The 15,938-nt window shown below is 36.1% G+C and carries 16 protein-coding genes; 2 read left to right on the top strand and 14 right to left on the bottom strand.

What is annotated here, in order from left to right:
• Positions 1–38 precede the first annotated feature (38 nt).
• Positions 39–419 (top strand): DUF4183 domain-containing protein, encoded by a 381-nt coding sequence (locus tag CEF16_RS07870; RefSeq protein ID WP_091585198.1) that lies wholly within the window; start codon positions 39–41, stop codon positions 417–419.
• Positions 420–832: 413 nt separating this feature from the next.
• Positions 833–1,201: a DUF4183 domain-containing protein gene (locus CEF16_RS07875; RefSeq protein WP_091585196.1), complete on the top strand. Its 369-nt coding sequence runs from the start codon at positions 833–835 to the stop codon at positions 1,199–1,201.
• A 61-nt stretch (positions 1,202–1,262) separates the two neighbouring features.
• Here the strand turns inward: CEF16_RS07875 and CEF16_RS07880 are convergent, their stop codons facing one another.
• Genes CEF16_RS07880 through CEF16_RS07945 form a run of 14 tightly spaced genes read right to left on the bottom strand, consistent with a single transcriptional unit; the run spans position 1,263 to position 15,383 of the window.
• Positions 1,263–3,860: a glycosyltransferase gene (locus CEF16_RS07880; RefSeq protein ID WP_091585194.1), complete on the bottom strand. Its 2,598-nt coding sequence runs from the start codon at positions 3,858–3,860 to the stop codon at positions 1,263–1,265.
• Positions 3,861–3,878: 18 nt separating this feature from the next.
• Positions 3,879–4,235 carry a tetratricopeptide repeat protein gene (locus CEF16_RS07885; RefSeq protein WP_091585192.1) on the bottom strand — a complete coding sequence of 119 codons (357 nt, stop codon included), beginning with the start codon at positions 4,233–4,235 and terminating at the stop codon, positions 3,879–3,881.
• 13 nt (positions 4,236–4,248) lie between these two features.
• Positions 4,249–6,171 (bottom strand): motility associated factor glycosyltransferase family protein, encoded by a 1,923-nt coding sequence (locus tag CEF16_RS07890; RefSeq protein ID WP_091585190.1) that lies wholly within the window; start codon positions 6,169–6,171, stop codon positions 4,249–4,251.
• Positions 6,172–6,486: a hypothetical protein gene (locus tag CEF16_RS07895; RefSeq protein WP_091585188.1), complete on the bottom strand. Its 315-nt coding sequence runs from the start codon at positions 6,484–6,486 to the stop codon at positions 6,172–6,174.
• A 6-nt stretch (positions 6,487–6,492) separates the two neighbouring features.
• Positions 6,493–6,795 carry a hypothetical protein gene (locus tag CEF16_RS07900; protein WP_091585186.1) on the bottom strand — a complete coding sequence of 101 codons (303 nt, stop codon included), beginning with the start codon at positions 6,793–6,795 and terminating at the stop codon, positions 6,493–6,495.
• Positions 6,796–6,817: 22 nt separating this feature from the next.
• The gene (locus tag CEF16_RS07905) at positions 6,818–7,645 is read right to left on the bottom strand and encodes an SDR family oxidoreductase (protein ID WP_245917799.1); all 828 of its coding nucleotides are present in this window, start codon (positions 7,643–7,645) and stop codon (positions 6,818–6,820) included.
• Entirely contained in the window at positions 7,626–8,345 is a 720-nt protein-coding gene (locus tag CEF16_RS07910) for an acylneuraminate cytidylyltransferase family protein (RefSeq protein ID WP_091585184.1), read from the bottom strand. The genes CEF16_RS07905 and CEF16_RS07910 overlap by 20 nt, the downstream gene beginning before the upstream one ends.
• Positions 8,342–9,253: a Gfo/Idh/MocA family protein gene (locus CEF16_RS07915; protein WP_091585182.1), complete on the bottom strand. Its 912-nt coding sequence runs from the start codon at positions 9,251–9,253 to the stop codon at positions 8,342–8,344. Before CEF16_RS07915 ends, CEF16_RS07910 begins: the two co-directional genes overlap by 4 nt.
• Positions 9,250–10,299: a nucleotidyltransferase family protein gene (locus CEF16_RS07920; protein ID WP_091585346.1), complete on the bottom strand. Its 1,050-nt coding sequence runs from the start codon at positions 10,297–10,299 to the stop codon at positions 9,250–9,252. The genes CEF16_RS07915 and CEF16_RS07920 overlap by 4 nt, the downstream gene beginning before the upstream one ends.
• A 34-nt stretch (positions 10,300–10,333) precedes the next feature.
• Positions 10,334–10,957, bottom strand: a complete 624-nt coding sequence (locus tag CEF16_RS07925) for an acetyltransferase (protein WP_091585180.1) — start codon at positions 10,955–10,957, stop codon at positions 10,334–10,336.
• Entirely contained in the window at positions 10,954–12,045 is a 1,092-nt protein-coding gene (neuB, locus tag CEF16_RS07930) for an N-acetylneuraminate synthase (protein ID WP_091585178.1), read from the bottom strand. Before neuB ends, CEF16_RS07925 begins: the two co-directional genes overlap by 4 nt.
• The gene (gene neuC / locus CEF16_RS07935; protein ID WP_091585176.1) at positions 12,042–13,202 is read right to left on the bottom strand and encodes a UDP-N-acetylglucosamine 2-epimerase; all 1,161 of its coding nucleotides are present in this window, start codon (positions 13,200–13,202) and stop codon (positions 12,042–12,044) included. Before neuC ends, neuB begins: the two co-directional genes overlap by 4 nt.
• Positions 13,195–14,376: a LegC family aminotransferase gene (locus CEF16_RS07940; RefSeq protein WP_091585174.1), complete on the bottom strand. Its 1,182-nt coding sequence runs from the start codon at positions 14,374–14,376 to the stop codon at positions 13,195–13,197. The genes neuC and CEF16_RS07940 overlap by 8 nt, the downstream gene beginning before the upstream one ends.
• Entirely contained in the window at positions 14,373–15,383 is a 1,011-nt protein-coding gene (locus CEF16_RS07945) for an NAD-dependent 4,6-dehydratase LegB (protein WP_245917800.1), read from the bottom strand. The genes CEF16_RS07940 and CEF16_RS07945 overlap by 4 nt, the downstream gene beginning before the upstream one ends.
• Positions 15,384–15,938 lie beyond the last annotated feature (555 nt).

The raw sequence follows: 15,938 nt of genomic DNA on the forward strand, positions 1-15,938 counted from the left end.
TGCGTATTATTGCAATTTTTACAGAGAGGAGCTAGGAAATGGGACATAAAAAGCAAAATAAAATTATCAAAAAAACTTTTATTGACTTTCTTCCTCCATCAGGATGTCCGGACATTTATCCAGGTAGAAGACCTGCTCCTAAACCAACAAATGTATTAAAAACGGACACTTCTACTTATTATGCTATTGCTGAAGAAGGGCAAAGAATATACACAAATGAGAATGCATTAAACGATCACGGAGAGGGGGTTATTCTGGACCCAAATGAAGCATCGTATTACAATCTTTTTATTAACGGTGTCATGCAGCCACATCAAATTTATGAACTAAGTAGCGGCTTTCTATATTTAAAATCGGAAGACTTGCCACTAAAAGGTTCTCCTATTATTTTACAATTTGTGATTATTAAGAGTTTTTGACTAGTAAATGTGCCTTGTTGATCAGATAATGATGTTAGCCTAAAAGGTAATGAACACGCATTAATAATGAAACAAAATATATGTTAAAAATCGTGTCTAAAAATGGGTAATCTATCTGTGATATAGAATTCATTATACAAGCTTTACGGTTAACGACTGGGTTAGTGTTTAAAAAAGAGCTGATTTTCCAATCGCGATTAACGCAAAACGGAGATACTTTCCCCATACTCTAATTTTAGACTGGTCCAAAAGAAGACGGGACAGGGTACATAAACTTTCTCGGAAAATACCTTTCCAAAAAATTCTGGATCCATTCGAAATGGTTATAACACTAGTAAAAAGCCTCTATTGCCTACTATCAAAGGTTACTTTTTCCTCATATAATATAAAGAAAAACGAAAGGAGGTAGAATTGTGGCAACAGAACTAATGAAGCTCGTAATGTCTGCAAATACAACAACAGATTCCAACCCAGAAGTAGAGAAGTACTTTTATAATTTAAGTGAAGCCCAAAGAACAGGGGACACTGTAACTATACCTTCAACACAATTTACAAACGATGCAGGGAATACAATGACTGGAAACTTGACAACCGCTTCAACAGACAATGGATACTATTACTTGTTTGTTAATGGAGCTGTACAACAATCAAGCTTATTTACAGTGAGTGCAGGTGGTTCTCAAGTAACAATCACTCAAGCATCAACCATTCCGGTTAGTGCTCCAATCACTTTAGCAGTTAATAACTTCGCCCCAACTTCTTCAACTACAATAACTTCATAATAATAGTGAAATAAAAAGGATGTGTACCAATGTATGCTTCGGCACATCCTTTTTATATTAGTTAGCAAAAATTATTATGCATTACCTTTTCTTGTTCCTCTTTGATGTATTCACTATTTATATGTTCTTTAGACCCTTCTGCTAATGTATCTAAAACATAACCTTTACAAATTCTGAAAAAGATTGGCATGACATGATGAGCTTTGTTTAACCCGCTTATTTGCTTTCTCACTTCTTCTTCGTTTCCTGAACACCATAAACAGCTGAAAATGTAAGCTTGAACGAGCGGGTATATTATTTTGCCATCTTCTATTTTTTCAAAATAATCATATGCTTTTTTAAACTGCTGCTCCTTAAAGTGAATTAGTCCTAAAATATAATAAATAAAATCCTCTTTTTGATAAAACACTGAACCTTCTAATTGCCAACATTTTCTCTCTAAAATAGCACTACATTCTGTTTGATTATTGCGGAATATATTACTTATTTTTGTTTGGAATTGTTCGTTTTCTGGATCCCATTGTAAAGACCGTAAATATGCGATAAATGCTTCGTTGATTTTCTGCATGTTCTCAAATATCTCACCAATATTAAAGTGGATGTCAGCACATGTTTTATTTGTATCATTTCCTTCCATAGTTCTTTCACTTGCCTCTTTATCTTTTATTCGCAAATTTTGATAGAAGGCTAGTAATGCTTTACTTGGTTTCTCTTTTGTTTTAAACGGGGAGGTATTATTCACCTTCGTTATTGATTTTCGCGGTTGTGCCTTTTCTATACACTTCTCTAATTTCCACACAAAATTTCTTGACCATAGCACATAATCTAATGTTCCCAATGACGCTGCTTCCCCTAGATTATTTACCTTATTAGCAGTCAGAAGATAATCTTTTCGCAGCAAATGCTGAATGATTTTTTGTTTAAATTCCAACTTCTCGTCCTTATGCAGAATAGACTGAAAAATAACTTGAATTGGAGTAAAATCATTCCTATCTGCCCATAACTGCCCCAATTTAATCAATTTGATATACTGCTCTTTCCCTTGATGTCCGTGTAATAATAAAGGAAGAATAAGTTTTGCTTTTTTCTCCTGTTTTTTCCATAAAAGATTCTCTGCCAATATGCTAACCATTTTATATTCTTGTGGAGTTAAGGGCTTCACCGAATCACTTTTGATTTTTTCTGTAAGCACGTCTTGGAGTACATGATACAAGTTTTTAATGTGTGGATCGATACTTTCTCTTTGATCGATTTCTTTTAGTAGTTGCTCTGTTTTTTGCCAATCATTATAAAGCCAACAACTTTCCATTCGCTGTAAAAGAATATGGTCATATAAAGGACTGTCTTTTTTTATCGTGGAAAAATAAACATCAGCTTTTTTTATTTTTCCTAACATCATATAGCAGAAGAACTTAATGCTGGCTACTTGGTCCTTATTGCCGAGTAACGACCCTGCCTCATCTAAACAGAAGATTACCTGAGTATATTTACGCTGCTGCAAATGGATATCCATAAGTATCATTAACTGTCCAATGTTCTTTTCCTCTACAGCTGTTTTCAACATCTTTTCTAATTGTTGAGCCGAGCCAACCGATTTAGTTAATTCTCCTATTTTATATATTAGTTTTTGATTCATACGATTTAAATCATATGCTTGTTGATAATAGACAAGAGCTTTTTGTTTATTCCCTTGCCATTCATGCACTTCCGCTAATGTTTCTAAAACAATGGAGAGATGAATTTCTGGTTTAGGGATTGCAGCATTTGGCTGTTTTTTTATCTCTAAGCATTGTTCAAGGTCATGAACAGCTTTTTCGTACTGTTTCTCTTGCTTAAATAACTCCCCCCGTAAAACAAAGAAATCGGTGTAAACAGGAAATAATTTAATACCTCTTTCCAATACAGATAAAGCTTCCTCCTTTCGTTTTAATGAAATAAGACTCCAGCTTAAACATTTATATAAATGAGGAGCAAATAAATAACTTTCCTTCACTTTTTCGCATGCCCTTTGCAGATAAACCGTACTTTCTTCATGTTTGTTTTCGTTTAAAAGCTGAATGCCATAAATATAATTAAGATAACTATCGTCTGGATTTTTTGCGATTTCCTCCTGTAATATATTCGTGATACTAATATCTTTAAATAACGTATGATCAGCGTGTTGAATAATTCTAACCCCTGCATCTTTTATATTATTTATAAGCTCATCTGGAACTTGTTCAAATATTCTATATCGATAGCGGTATTCTTGACGATTTCGAAACAATCGCAAAGATTGTACAGGAGACGAGATGCGATTCTTTTTTGAACGTTGATCAACATATAGTAAATAACCCTCAGCATTTGGATTCTTTAAGAGAAAAGGCAGTTTTTTCAGCTGCTCCATCACGATTGTCTCATTTGCTTGAAGAAATAAGACCCATCTACCTTTAGCCAAATCTAAACAAGCATTTTTAACCTCACTATAATCTTCGTTCCAATTCCTATGAGAAACATCGGCTCCTGCTTTTTTTGCAATATCAACCGTTTGATCAGTCGAACCTAGATCGATAATAATGACTTCATCAGCGATTTCTTTCATCATTTTCAAGCAATCCAGCAAGTACTTTTCATCATTTTTCGTAATCATACATAGACTTAACTTCTTTTTTGCTGTCATTGGTCATAGATTCTCCTCTCAATCCCTTTTCAACGGTTCATACATTTTTTGTGCTTTCTCATAATCTCCTATTAGATAATAGGAGTTACCTGCTTTTTGCATAACTTCTATATCATGTGGTTGAATTTCTAAGTAAGCGTTATACATAGAGATACTCTTTTCCCATTGAGATTGTTTATATAAAATTTCAGCATAATTATATAAAACATCCTCATCGCTTGAATCAAGCTGGCAGGCTTTTTGCAAGTACATCTCTGCATTATTCCAATCATTTAGTTGATAAAGGAGGACCCCAATCTCATTATAAAGAACAGGATTATTCGATTCCTTTATCAATTGATCTAGTTTTCTCTGCAGCAGATCAATATGGTACACACGATACTCCTCCCTAATAATCAGCACATTCGATCAAAACATCTTCTAAGGACGCAATAGCATTCTCTAAATGAATAGCTACACTTTGACAAACAATATTTAAGTGATGAAAAAAATCATGCTGTAACTGAAACGTTTCCCTAATTTTCTCAGGAGTGTCAATCAATCCTTGACGATTCAATAGATAAAAATAAATAAAGATAATCTGTTGCGTAAAACTACGGCACAAATCATCCGATATATATTGTTGATACATTTGAATATTCTCCTGGTATGTCTGTTCCAACACTTTTTGGTACTTTTCATGATCTTTTGTTTCAGATAATCGTATCATTTCCTTACACGCTTGCTTTCCTTTATGAGCCTCTTTACGCAGGCTGTGAAATAATTGTAGATATTCTTCTACATTTTTTATAAAATTTTTCAATCCCTGTACTCTCTCCGGCATCAAAAGCTTCTCCTTTTGATCGGCGATGATTTGATGGATACGAATAGGTATCGATTCTATACAATAATCCTCAATCACATCAAATAAAGGCATACTCATGGCTCCATTAATTTTTGCTCCACCTTCTGTGGCGTTAATAATTTTTTCATTAGAGTGAGTTGAAATTTTACGCTCTAGCCCTTGCTTAAAGTCAGTCCATAATTGATTTGATGGAATCATTGTGCCATCATTGCCTTCCACATACACAACAGGCTTTGACTTTAAAGTCTCTCTCGCTCTTTTCCCTTTCTCTTCTAAATAAACCGCGTCTTTACTATGAGTGGCACCTTCTGGACCATAGGCATAATCCTGGCCAACGAACACAATTGGATTGGCTCCGAGGTATACAGCAAGTTCCAAAGCAAGGTGGGATACATTGGCACCTGCATCAAGCCCTGTCCCATCCCCAACATGTTTATTTATCCATTGGTTAATGGCTTCATTTTTTCGAAAAATCGGAATTTTTTGTCCTGGAAAGGCAGGATAAACTTGCTTATCGACAAGACCAAGGCATAATAAAGCAATATCTTCAGGGTAATCTATATTTTCAAAGTGATACGTATAAGTATATTTCGTCCGTTCAATAATCGTTAAAATATCTGGTTTTATATGATTTCTTAATAGCGGAATAACCGCTGATTCTGTACTAATAATTAATCCTTTGTCTTGAACCTTCTTTAATTGGTGAATGTTTTTATCTAATGAAGGGCCATTGGCAATAATGAAAGCTGGAACATCTTTATATTGATCTTTCAGGCAGCTTAAATAGGGATTTTGGACAATCTCTTTCATATTACCGAGTAAATTGTTAAAACCGATTAAGGTATCCAGGTGATCATTGCCAATGTAAAAAACAAATAATCCTAATTGGGAAAAAATATATTGGTGGATTTCCAAGTATTGAGCTTTAAAATTCCGTAGTGAGATAGGAGTAAAAGCAAGAACGGGGGAAGTACAATTAGCAAAAATAATACTAAAAAATAAATGTTCAAAAGCTGCTGCAAAATGATCGACACCACCAATAAGAAAAGCGATTTTTTGTGTGTTGATAATTGGTTCTAGATCAAAATAGTGAAGCATTGCTGTAAAAAGGTAAATGTTTTCCTCAAAAAGGACAACTAATGTATGCGGCTGTTTTTGTTTAAAGATCTCAAATAATGGATAAGCAAAACCAGAGCCGTACATAAAAATGGCTCCTTTACCTTTTATAGAAAGGGCATTACACCACTGCTTAGCTTCCTTAACAGGCTGTTCACTCGTGATTTGAAAACTCGTATTTTTTTCATGATATTTGCATACAGGCATGCCTTCATCATTATAGGTGACCTGAACCTTTTCCCACAGGTCTTTTTCATTGATTTGAAGTACTGATTTCCTTAGCCAAGGCGACAATTGCTGGACGTTTTTCTGAAACATCTCTTTTGTCTCATGAGCTTTTGCGATAATCATTTATCCTTGCTCCCCTCTTCCCCATTGATTCATGAGGGGATAAAGTTTACATTCTAATAAATCTGTCATCGCAAGAACGTCCTTATTTTTCATAGCCTCATAAAGCTTATCTAAAATTATTATGATTTTATCAAGATGTCCTTGCGGCTCTCCGCTATATTGTTGACATTCTATTAAAATTTCAAGGTCATCTATACTGTGCAAAAAATGATCTAGACCAAGGTGATCATTTCCAAGCCTAAATTGTTTGACAGAAGAAAGTATAGCTCTTTCCAATCGATCAAGTCTATCTTGATAAGCGAAGGACTCTCTCATTATTACTTATTCCCCTTCTTCAAATAATCTTTTCCACCCATGTTGTTGATAGCCTTCTATATTTTTCAATGTGTAATAAACCGTTGCCTGCATTCTCGCATCAAAAAAGCTTAATACACGCTCTCTTTTATTTAACTCTTCCTCTGTAATAAATAGCGTTTGTACATTCTCGGCTTCCGCTCTTATGTGGGAAAGTAATTTTTTAAATGCAGCTATTTGGGAGGTATATTCAAAAACGTTAACCACTCGTTCCTGTAATTCCTCGGAGTATGCTTCATGGCCTTCATAAAAGTCTTCTTTTATCCTCATTTCTTACCTCCTTTTCCTGTATTTACCAAGCACTTAATCCTCCATCAACAATAATATTTTGACCTGTCACATAACTAGAAGCATCAGAAGCTAAGTAAATTAAAGCTGCTACCATTTCGTCAGGCTTTCCCATTCTTCCTAATGGGATTCTACCTGAATATTTTTTCTTGAAGGTATTATTCTGTCCGCTTTCATTACCACCAGGAGTTAATGTATTTACCCGAATGTTTTTATTCGACCAATACGTCGCTAAATATTTGGTTAAACCTATCACTGCTGCCTTGGAGGCTGTGTAAACAGCCGGTGTATTAATTTCCCACCCTAAATAGGAGGAACCTTCATAAATTCGTTGATCTGGTCCCAACATACCATAAATAGAGGAAGTTTGAATGATGCTTCCGCCTTTGCCCTGGTTCACCATCTGTGAGCCAACAGCTTGAGCAACGAGGAACATACCATCTACATTGACAGACATAATCTTCCGCCATTCAGCTAAGGAGTATTCTTCAAAACGAGCAAAAAAAGCGTTTAAATCATCTGATTTATGAGCAGCATTATTATGCAAAATATGAATGTCAGAAAAGGCTTCTATGACTCTTGCCACCATATTCTTAACATCCTGTGGTGAAGAAACATCACAAGCAATGCCCATACATTTCGTTTGATAACGATCTGTTAGCTTTTCTGCAAAAGCTTTTGTCTTTTCTTCTTCTAAATCGACGACGACCACATTTGCTCCAAACTCAGCTAAACCGGCACAAAAGCGTCTCCCCAATATCCCTAATCCACCGGTAACAACAGCCGTTTTATTAACCATACTAAAAAGATCTTTATACGATGTTTGATCCACTATTTTTCCCCCGCTTACTCATTAAAAATTCGACAATATCGAAGTCCAATGGGGAGTCAATATCAATCGAACGTTCTTCTGGCATGATATATAATTCTGTATCTTTATGAAATAACGTATGTTGACTTAAAAGGGCTTTTCGTTTCCAAACATAGATGGATGCGTTTAAGTCATAACAATCGGGAGCATCTTGTCTACGAAAAATAGGGGAGGAATGTGGTTTAGAAAGTTGTACAACTCCCTGTTTATTTTTTTCAACTAAATTAAAATAAGGTGAACGACGAGCGTGGGTTCCTGTTAAAACATTAGATATTCCCTTTGTTTCAAGTAATTCTACTGCATTTTTTATATCGGAAACAAACCGAAGCGGAGAAGTCGCGTCTAAGTCTACAATGACATCAAAGGTTTCTTTAGATATGTCTTCTACGATCTTTAAACAATGCTGGATAGCGGGTAATTTAGGTGCTGAATCGGTTGCTAAATGATCAGGTCTTTTTATTAAGTAATCCGCTCCCCATTCTTTACCTATTCTTAAAAGATCATCAGTATCACTACTTACTGCGAGATATTGAAATAATCCAGCGGCTTTCGCTTGCAATATACTGTAGGCTAATAGAGGTTTACCTGCAAGATAGCGAAGGTTTTTGTTAACAATGCCTTTAGAACCAGAACGAGCACAAATGGTACATAATCTGTTCATTTGTAAATCCACTTCCTCTGTTTCATTGATTGTTCCGCAGCCTCTATCATTTTTACGACTTTTAAACCCTCGTGTAACGTACACAAGTTATCTTTCGCTCCGTTCATAATCGTTTTATGCTGCAATACGTACGTATCATCTCGATTAATTTGATAATCCATCTTTTCTTCATTTATTTGCAGCGTTTGTTGAATTAAGTCTGCTTTGATCGAGTATTTATCAGTAATTATGGTTATTTCTCTTCTATTAATACGGTCAAGATAGTTTAGATGTACTTGAACCATTGGACATTTTTCCATCTCCATCATCAAGCTGAACATATCAGTGCTATCTATGCGTAAACTACTGTACTTCCCGCCTTTTGCTGCGATGCTGTTCCAATCCTCGAAAAACCAGTGGAGATAATCAAGCTCATGGCTAAGGTCAAGCAGAACCCCCCCACCTTTATTTAATTGTGCTGAATAACTTAATTTGTAATCTCTTTCAGGTCTCCAATAAGGTAAATATTGCCCTGCGTAAATTTGACAAAATAATGTCCGTTCATTTTTGATTATTTCAAAAATTTTCTGTAGTATAGGATGATGTCGTAAATGGTATCCTACATACGCTTCTTTAAAAAGATGGTTTGGAGTCCCCTTTACCCGATCAAATAGTGGCTTTTCAATGAGAACTATCCCTTTAAACCCGCTTTTTGCTAGTTGAGCTAACGAATCATAATGTTTTGACGTTTCATTTGCAATAACAACATAATCTGGATTTTCCTGCTCTAAGGCACTTGATAAAGATGGATACGTTAAAGGGAATGGAATATCTCTTTTACTAACCACCGATAATCTTCTAGTAAGTTTCTTTAAAATGCGTGCATGCCTTTGCCCAATCGAACCATAACCAACAATAATACCATTCATTTGAATACCTCGTTAAAATCTAACTTTGCTTGATTGAAATCTTCCATATTTCCAATATCAATCCAATATTCCCGAATCGGAAATGTTGATATTTGCTCCTTATTTAAAAGCATGATCTCAAATAGTTGATTTATATCAAAATAGGAATTTTTAGGAATTTTATTTAACAATGCCGGATGAAGTACATAAATTCCTGCATTGATAAAGCTTGTATAAATAGGCTTTTCTTCAAAACCTATTAACCTATCTTTTTTTACTTTCACAAAACCATAGGGAACTTGAAAATCGAAGCTCCGTACAGCAACGGTAGCTTCTACCTGTTGATCTCTATGAAAGTTCATTAACTGATTAAAATTTACGTTTGTTAAAACATCTCCGTTCATTACAATGATCGGCTTTTCAGTTGTTATCGGAAACAAGCTTAAAGAACCGGCTGTTCCCATCTTTCTGTCTTCCTGTATATAACGAATATCTGCTCCCCATTTAGAACCATCACCAAAATAATTGATAATTTGCTCTGCTCTGTAGTTCACTGAAATACAGAATCGATGGAATCCTTGTGTAATAAAGTGCTGTAATATCGTTTCTAATACTGGTTTACCTCCAATGTGTAGCATCGCTTTAGGACATTTATTCGTTAGTGGTTGCAGTCTGCTTCCTAACCCTCCTGCCATGATCACAACCCAGTTTTTACTATCCGCAGGATGGAGAAGATCCTCTAACCGTTCAATCCCTACAACGCAGCCGGAATCATTAACGACAGGAAGATGACGCAGCTTGTTGACTTTTAAAATCTCTAATATACTTTTTTTATCTTTCATTTTCGGAATAGTAACCGGGTTTGTATTCATAATTTGATTTACATTGTTATTTAAAGACACACCACTGAGTATTCCTCGACGTATATCGCCATCGGTCACTGTACCTAATAATTTATTATCTTCATTTACGATAAGGGCAATTTGTAAGGCGTGTGCATCTATCATTTGGATTGTTTCTTGAATTTTTGTATGCGGCGGTACTAATACTTTTTGCCAATCTTCCATGCCCTTTCTGTCCCCTTCCAATTTTGTTTCTCCATTATCTTGCTGGAATGCCTTTTACTATTGTATTTTCGGGGACACTTTTTGTGACTACAGAGCCAGCTCCTACGATTGTATTTCTCCCGACAACTAGTTTATCAGTCAGTGATTTACCTTGGAGAATGCAGGCATTTGTACCTATATAAGCACCTGTTGATATTTTTACATTTCCTGAGATATTTACCCCTGAAGAAATGGTCACAAAATCTTCAATAACGCAATCATGGGGGATCGTACAATTAAGATAATAAACACCAAAGTTACCTAAACGGATGTTGCTTGTCATTCTTGTTCCAGCACATATAACATTTCCAACTCTTTTCTCCAATTCTGCTAACTGCCTAAATCCAAATGTTGCGGAAGGATGTACAAGATTAATATATTTTAAGTCATGATATCTGGCTTTTATTTCTTTTCGAATCTCAGGATTACCAATACCAATAATGAAATGATAGTCTTTTTCAGCAAGTGAATTTACCTTCTTCTCAGAAACAATTGGAAACCCATCAATACTTCTTTCCGTTTTTTTATCAATAAAAACAATATTTTTATAACCCAAAACATAAGCAATATCCCTTACTTCTCGAGCAAAGCCAGATGCTCCAAATATAGCTATTTTCATTTGATCATCTCATTTTCTACATACGATTTTGAAGCCTTTTCCCCTAACAAATTCCAATATTCTAAAGGAGAAATTCCCTTGCCCGGCCTCTTTACTGTCAAATTTTCTTCTGTAAACAATTCACCTTTTTGAATGTGTTTTGCTGCCACAATACTTTTACGAGCGATTTCTTTATTTTTCAGTTCTGATGGGGCTGGCTTTTTATATGAATAACCAAGTGCTTGCTCAATTTGACGGATCCCTTGAACCATTTGTGTTAACTCTTCAGGCTCTAGCGATGCCTTATGATCAGGGCCTGGTAAATTCCGATCAAGTGTAAAATGTTTCTCAATAATTGTGGCTCCTAATGAAACGGCTGCTAAGGGGAGAGCAGTTCCTAACGTATGATCGGAATAACCTGTTTCTAGATGAAAGCATTGACTTAGTGTGTTTAATACGCGTAGATTTGCTTCATGAAATGGTGTTGGATACTCTGTTGTACAATGAAGTAAACTCACATGTTGATTTAAATAATTTTGAGCTTCCTCAGAGTAATAGGCTTCCTTAAAAGCATTGCGCGATGGATTTTTAAGTTGACTTTTCTGCTCCAAATAAGCAAAAGCAAGAACTCCTAACGCTTCTTCAATTTCCCCTAAAGTAGACATTCCTGTAGATAATATGATGTTTTTTTGAGAGCGAGCGGCTTGTAGCAATAAAGGTGCGTTTGTTATTTCGCCAGAGGCAATTTTTATACGAGGGATATGCAATGTATTTACTAGAAAATCAAGACTTTCTGTATCAAAAGGAGTCGACATGAATTGAATCTTCCGCTGCAGGCAGTATTCCTTTAAAATATAGTGCATCTGTTGGTCTAATTCTAATTTTTTTATCATCTCATACTGGGATTTGTTTAAATCCGTATTCTGCATTTGGTACACAGCTTTCGGCGCTTGAGGCAGGATCATTTGCTCGGTCTTAAACGTTTGAAATTTTACAGCATCCACGCCTGCTCTAGCTGCAGCATCAATTAATTTCTTTGCCATGTCTAAAGAACCATTATGATTTACTCCGGCCTCCGCAATGATAAAAACATGTTTTTGGTCCTTCATACACCACCTGCTTTGAAAAAATGTTTTTTTAACAAAGCCTTGTAGTCTGTTATTCTCTTTATAATAAGAATTATTTTCTTAGAGCTATTTCCTTCCCCATACGGGTGAACAGTAGAGGTGCAATCCTTAACGAGGGCTGCATGAATTGCTTTTTCAATATCCACTTTCTTAGCAGCACAATTAATAACCGAGGAAGCTTGCAATCTTCCTTTTTGCCGATCCCCAATATTGACTGTTGGTTTTCGAAAAGCAGGAACTTCATATATACCACTTGAAGAGTTGCCTACTACTGCATCAACTTGAGCAATCGTACTAAAATAACGTAATTGTCCTAAAGAGGTAAAAGCACGAGCGTTTGGGCGGGTCGAAACAAAATCATCTAATAAGCGAATGAACTCTCGTCCCTCTGGATCTGCATTTGGTTTAGTAAAAATTAATCCAAAATCAGGCCCTAGATGATCTAGTGCTTCTAATAGTTCTTTTAATTGTTGGCTGGAGGCTTGATTTTCGAGTGTAACGGGATGGAAAGTAATTAATAAATTTTTTCTTAAAAAGGAGAATGGAAGCGACTTTTCTAATTCCAAGCGACTCATACGCATTACACGATAAATGCGTTCAATCGCCAAACTTCCAACATTATAAATATGTTTCGGGTTTTCTCCTAATTGACGTACTCTTTGCCAAGAAAGTTTATTTGTCACAAAATGAAGGTGAGACATTTTTGTAATACTATGCCTAATCGCTTCATCAAATGCACCTTCCGTTGTATCACCTCCAGAAATGTGAGCCACCGGAACTTTAGCTATTAAAGCAGCTTGAGCAGCCGCTAAAACTTCATATCGGTCACCAAACAAAACGATAATGTCAGGTTGTAATTGCTGAAAAACATCCGCAAAGCTTATTATCCCTAACCCGATTGACTTCGTAACGCCAATAGCAGTATCACTGGATAGAAGCATTTCTACCTTATGATGAATAATAAAACCGTCTTCTTCTATTTCCTTATAAGTTAACCCAAATTCGGGAGATAAGTGCATTCCTGTGACAACCACTTGTAGTTGTAATTTCTGATCTTTTTCTATACCTTCCATTAAGGTGGATAGTAAACCATATTCTGCACGTGTCCCAGTCACGACACAAACCTTGCGCTTAACCATCTTCACCTCCCAATTTAGAACTGCTTGGAATATTAATCATTCTTTGTTCTAAGCTTTCAGCAATCGATAGATCCATATGTGGACAGTTTTGAAACATGTCAAGTTTATTCATTAAGGTCCAAACAGGCCGGGTTAAGATACCTTGTTCATGAGTTGCTTCTAAAAGCGAATCACGACTTGCTGTATACTTTTCATCTAATATCAATGTATTCAGCCAATAATTACTTCGGGCATATGCTGGTTCTCTAAAAAAAGTAATACCTGTTACGTTTTTAAACAATTGTCTGTATTTCTCTGCTAAGGATCGTTTTTTGTTAATAAATTGATCGATTTGCTCGATTTGAGCACATCCTAATGCTGCATTAATATTAGGTAAGCGATAATTATAACCAATTTGATCGTGAATAAATTCCCATCGATGCCGGATTTTCGCTGTTGTACTTACATGCTTAGCTATCTCAGCTACACCCGTGTCATTCGTCAGTATCGCTCCACCTCCACCTGTGGTAATGATTTTATTTCCATTAAAACTAAGGACTGAAAGCTTCCCCCAATTACCTGTATGCTTTTGTTTGTAATAAGAACCTAATGCTTCCGCAGCATCTTCTATTAAATCCAAATGATATTTATTGCATACTGTATGAATGGAATCCAAATCCGCAGGATGACCGAAAGTATGTACTGCGATTAAAGCCTTGATTGGACGCATTGTTTTTTTATTATAACTACAACCATTTTTCTGAACCGTAATTTCCTTAAGGTAATCATCAAGCTTTTTCGGATCTATTCCAAGAGTGTCCATATCACTATCAATGAAATGCGGGACAGCACCACAATAATGGACAGCATTGGCTGTCGCTACAAAGGTAAGGGCAGGAAGCAGAACCTCATCCCCATATTCAACTCCTACGATCTTCAGGCCAAGGTGTAATGCTGCGGTTCCATTCACGACAGCTATCGCATGACGCGCCCCTGTGTACTGGGCCAGCTTTTTCTCAAACAAATTTACATATTCACCAACGGAGGATACCCAGCCTTTATCTAAACAGTCTTTTACATACTGCCATTCCTTCCCTGTTAAAGAAGGCTCATGTAATGGAATCACTTCTCCTGGTTGATTTGTGCCGTGTTTCAAGAGCTTCACGATATGATTAGCATCCAAATTCCTGTTCATATGTTGTACCTATCTGCTTTGTATTGATTTAGATGATCAGGATGACTGAACCATTCGGCTGTTTCTTTTATTCCTTGTTTAAAACCAGCTTTTCCCCCATACTTAGGCTGCCAACGGAATAGTTTTTTCGCTTTTGTAATATCTGCCCAAAGTCGCTCAACTTCACTTTTTTTTGGCCGCATTCGTTGTGGATCTGTTTCTATATCAATATCAACTTCCATAACCTCTGCAATCGTTTCAACAGTTTCCCCGATCGAAACCTCAAAATCACTCCCGATATTTACCACTTCTCCATTCGTTCTCTCCGATTGAGCAACCTCCATAAATCCGCGAACCGTATCTTGTATATAATTAAAATCTCTTGTTGGCGATAAATGACCTAATTTAATCTTTCGCTCTCCTGTTGCAATTTGAGAAATAATGGTGGGAATAACTGCTCTAGCTGATTGTCTTGGACCATACGTATTAAAGGGGCGAATAATCGAAACAGGTGTAGAGAAGGAGTAATAAAAGGAAAGTGCCAATTGATCTGCCCCAATCTTTGAAGCAGCATAAGGAGATTGACCTTGCAGAGGGTGGTTTTCTGAAATTGGAACGTATTTAGCGGTGCCATAAACCTCACTCGTTGAAGTATGCACTACTTTTTCCACTCCTAATTCTCGAGCTGCTTGTAAAACATTTAAAGTCCCTTTTATATTTGTGTCAATGTATGTGTCAGGAGAGTGATAGGAATAGGGAATGGCAATTAAAGCTGCTAAGTGAAAAACAATATCACAATCTTTCATCGCCTCCTTTACCCCATGCGGATCACGAATATCGCCTAGGAATACTTCGATCTTCTGCTTAACCTCGGGATGTGAATGATCAAGCCAGCCCCAGGAATTAAAGGAATTGTAATACATAAATGCACGAACATCATAACCACTTCTCACCAATTCCTCTGTTAAATGTGAACCAATAAAACCATCTGCACCAGTTACAAGAAGCTTCTTCCCTTTTAAGTTCACTTGAGACCTCCTCAAGGTATAAATTTCTCCTGTTAATATTTTATTTTTTTTTATGGCATACAGAACTTCATCGCTAATGTAATTGGTGAATGATTTTTTAAGTCCAGCCCGCTGTAACATGTTGTTATGTTTACGGTAAATATATATAATGGATAAAATCTTGAGTATAATTACATATATTTATTCTTGATACCAAATTGTATGGTTTTTGTATATTTGGAATAAAACAGTCATCAACAGCAGAGGGGATACTCCATATTAGAAATTGCCGAAGTACTGTTGATACCCGCAACACCTATCCTTTTTTAAAAACAAATTCTTCCGGCTTCCTTCAGCTTCCCGATCACCCCGGACCACTGCTACCCCCGTAGTATACTTTCACTACCTAGCTGTTAAACATACCGGGCACACCAAAACAGGCGCTTTCTTTAGAAATAATTGACTATAAAGGTTGGGCAACCGAAAAGGAGATACTGGAAAACGTACTTACATACTTTAAAGGACAAAAGGAATTTAAGAATAATCAATTTAAACGCTGTATTTTCCTTATACTCT

It is taken from the genome of Alteribacillus bidgolensis (assembly GCF_002886255.1).
In the GTDB taxonomy this organism is placed as follows: Bacteria; Bacillota; Bacilli; order Bacillales; family Marinococcaceae; genus Alteribacillus; species Alteribacillus bidgolensis.

Coding starts and splice junctions, on each gene's coding strand:
- CEF16_RS07870 (WP_091585198.1), top strand. CDS start 39: ATGGGACATAAAAAGCAAAATAAAATTATCAAAAAAACTTTTATTGAC.
- CEF16_RS07880 (WP_091585194.1), bottom strand. CDS start 3,860: ATGACAGCAAAAAAGAAGTTAAGTCTATGTATGATTACGAAAAATGAT.
- CEF16_RS07890 (WP_091585190.1), bottom strand. CDS start 6,171: ATGATTATCGCAAAAGCTCATGAGACAAAAGAGATGTTTCAGAAAAAC.
- CEF16_RS07895 (WP_091585188.1), bottom strand. CDS start 6,486: ATGAGAGAGTCCTTCGCTTATCAAGATAGACTTGATCGATTGGAAAGA.
- CEF16_RS07900 (WP_091585186.1), bottom strand. CDS start 6,795: ATGAGGATAAAAGAAGACTTTTATGAAGGCCATGAAGCATACTCCGAG.
- CEF16_RS07910 (WP_091585184.1), bottom strand. CDS start 8,345: ATGAACAGATTATGTACCATTTGTGCTCGTTCTGGTTCTAAAGGCATT.
- CEF16_RS07915 (WP_091585182.1), bottom strand. CDS start 9,253: ATGAATGGTATTATTGTTGGTTATGGTTCGATTGGGCAAAGGCATGCA.
- CEF16_RS07920 (WP_091585346.1), bottom strand. CDS start 10,299: ATGGAAGATTGGCAAAAAGTATTAGTACCGCCGCATACAAAAATTCAA.
- CEF16_RS07925 (WP_091585180.1), bottom strand. CDS start 10,957: ATGAAAATAGCTATATTTGGAGCATCTGGCTTTGCTCGAGAAGTAAGG.
- neuB (WP_091585178.1), bottom strand. CDS start 12,045: ATGAAGGACCAAAAACATGTTTTTATCATTGCGGAGGCCGGAGTAAAT.
- neuC (WP_091585176.1), bottom strand. CDS start 13,202: ATGGTTAAGCGCAAGGTTTGTGTCGTGACTGGGACACGTGCAGAATAT.
- CEF16_RS07940 (WP_091585174.1), bottom strand. CDS start 14,376: ATGAACAGGAATTTGGATGCTAATCATATCGTGAAGCTCTTGAAACAC.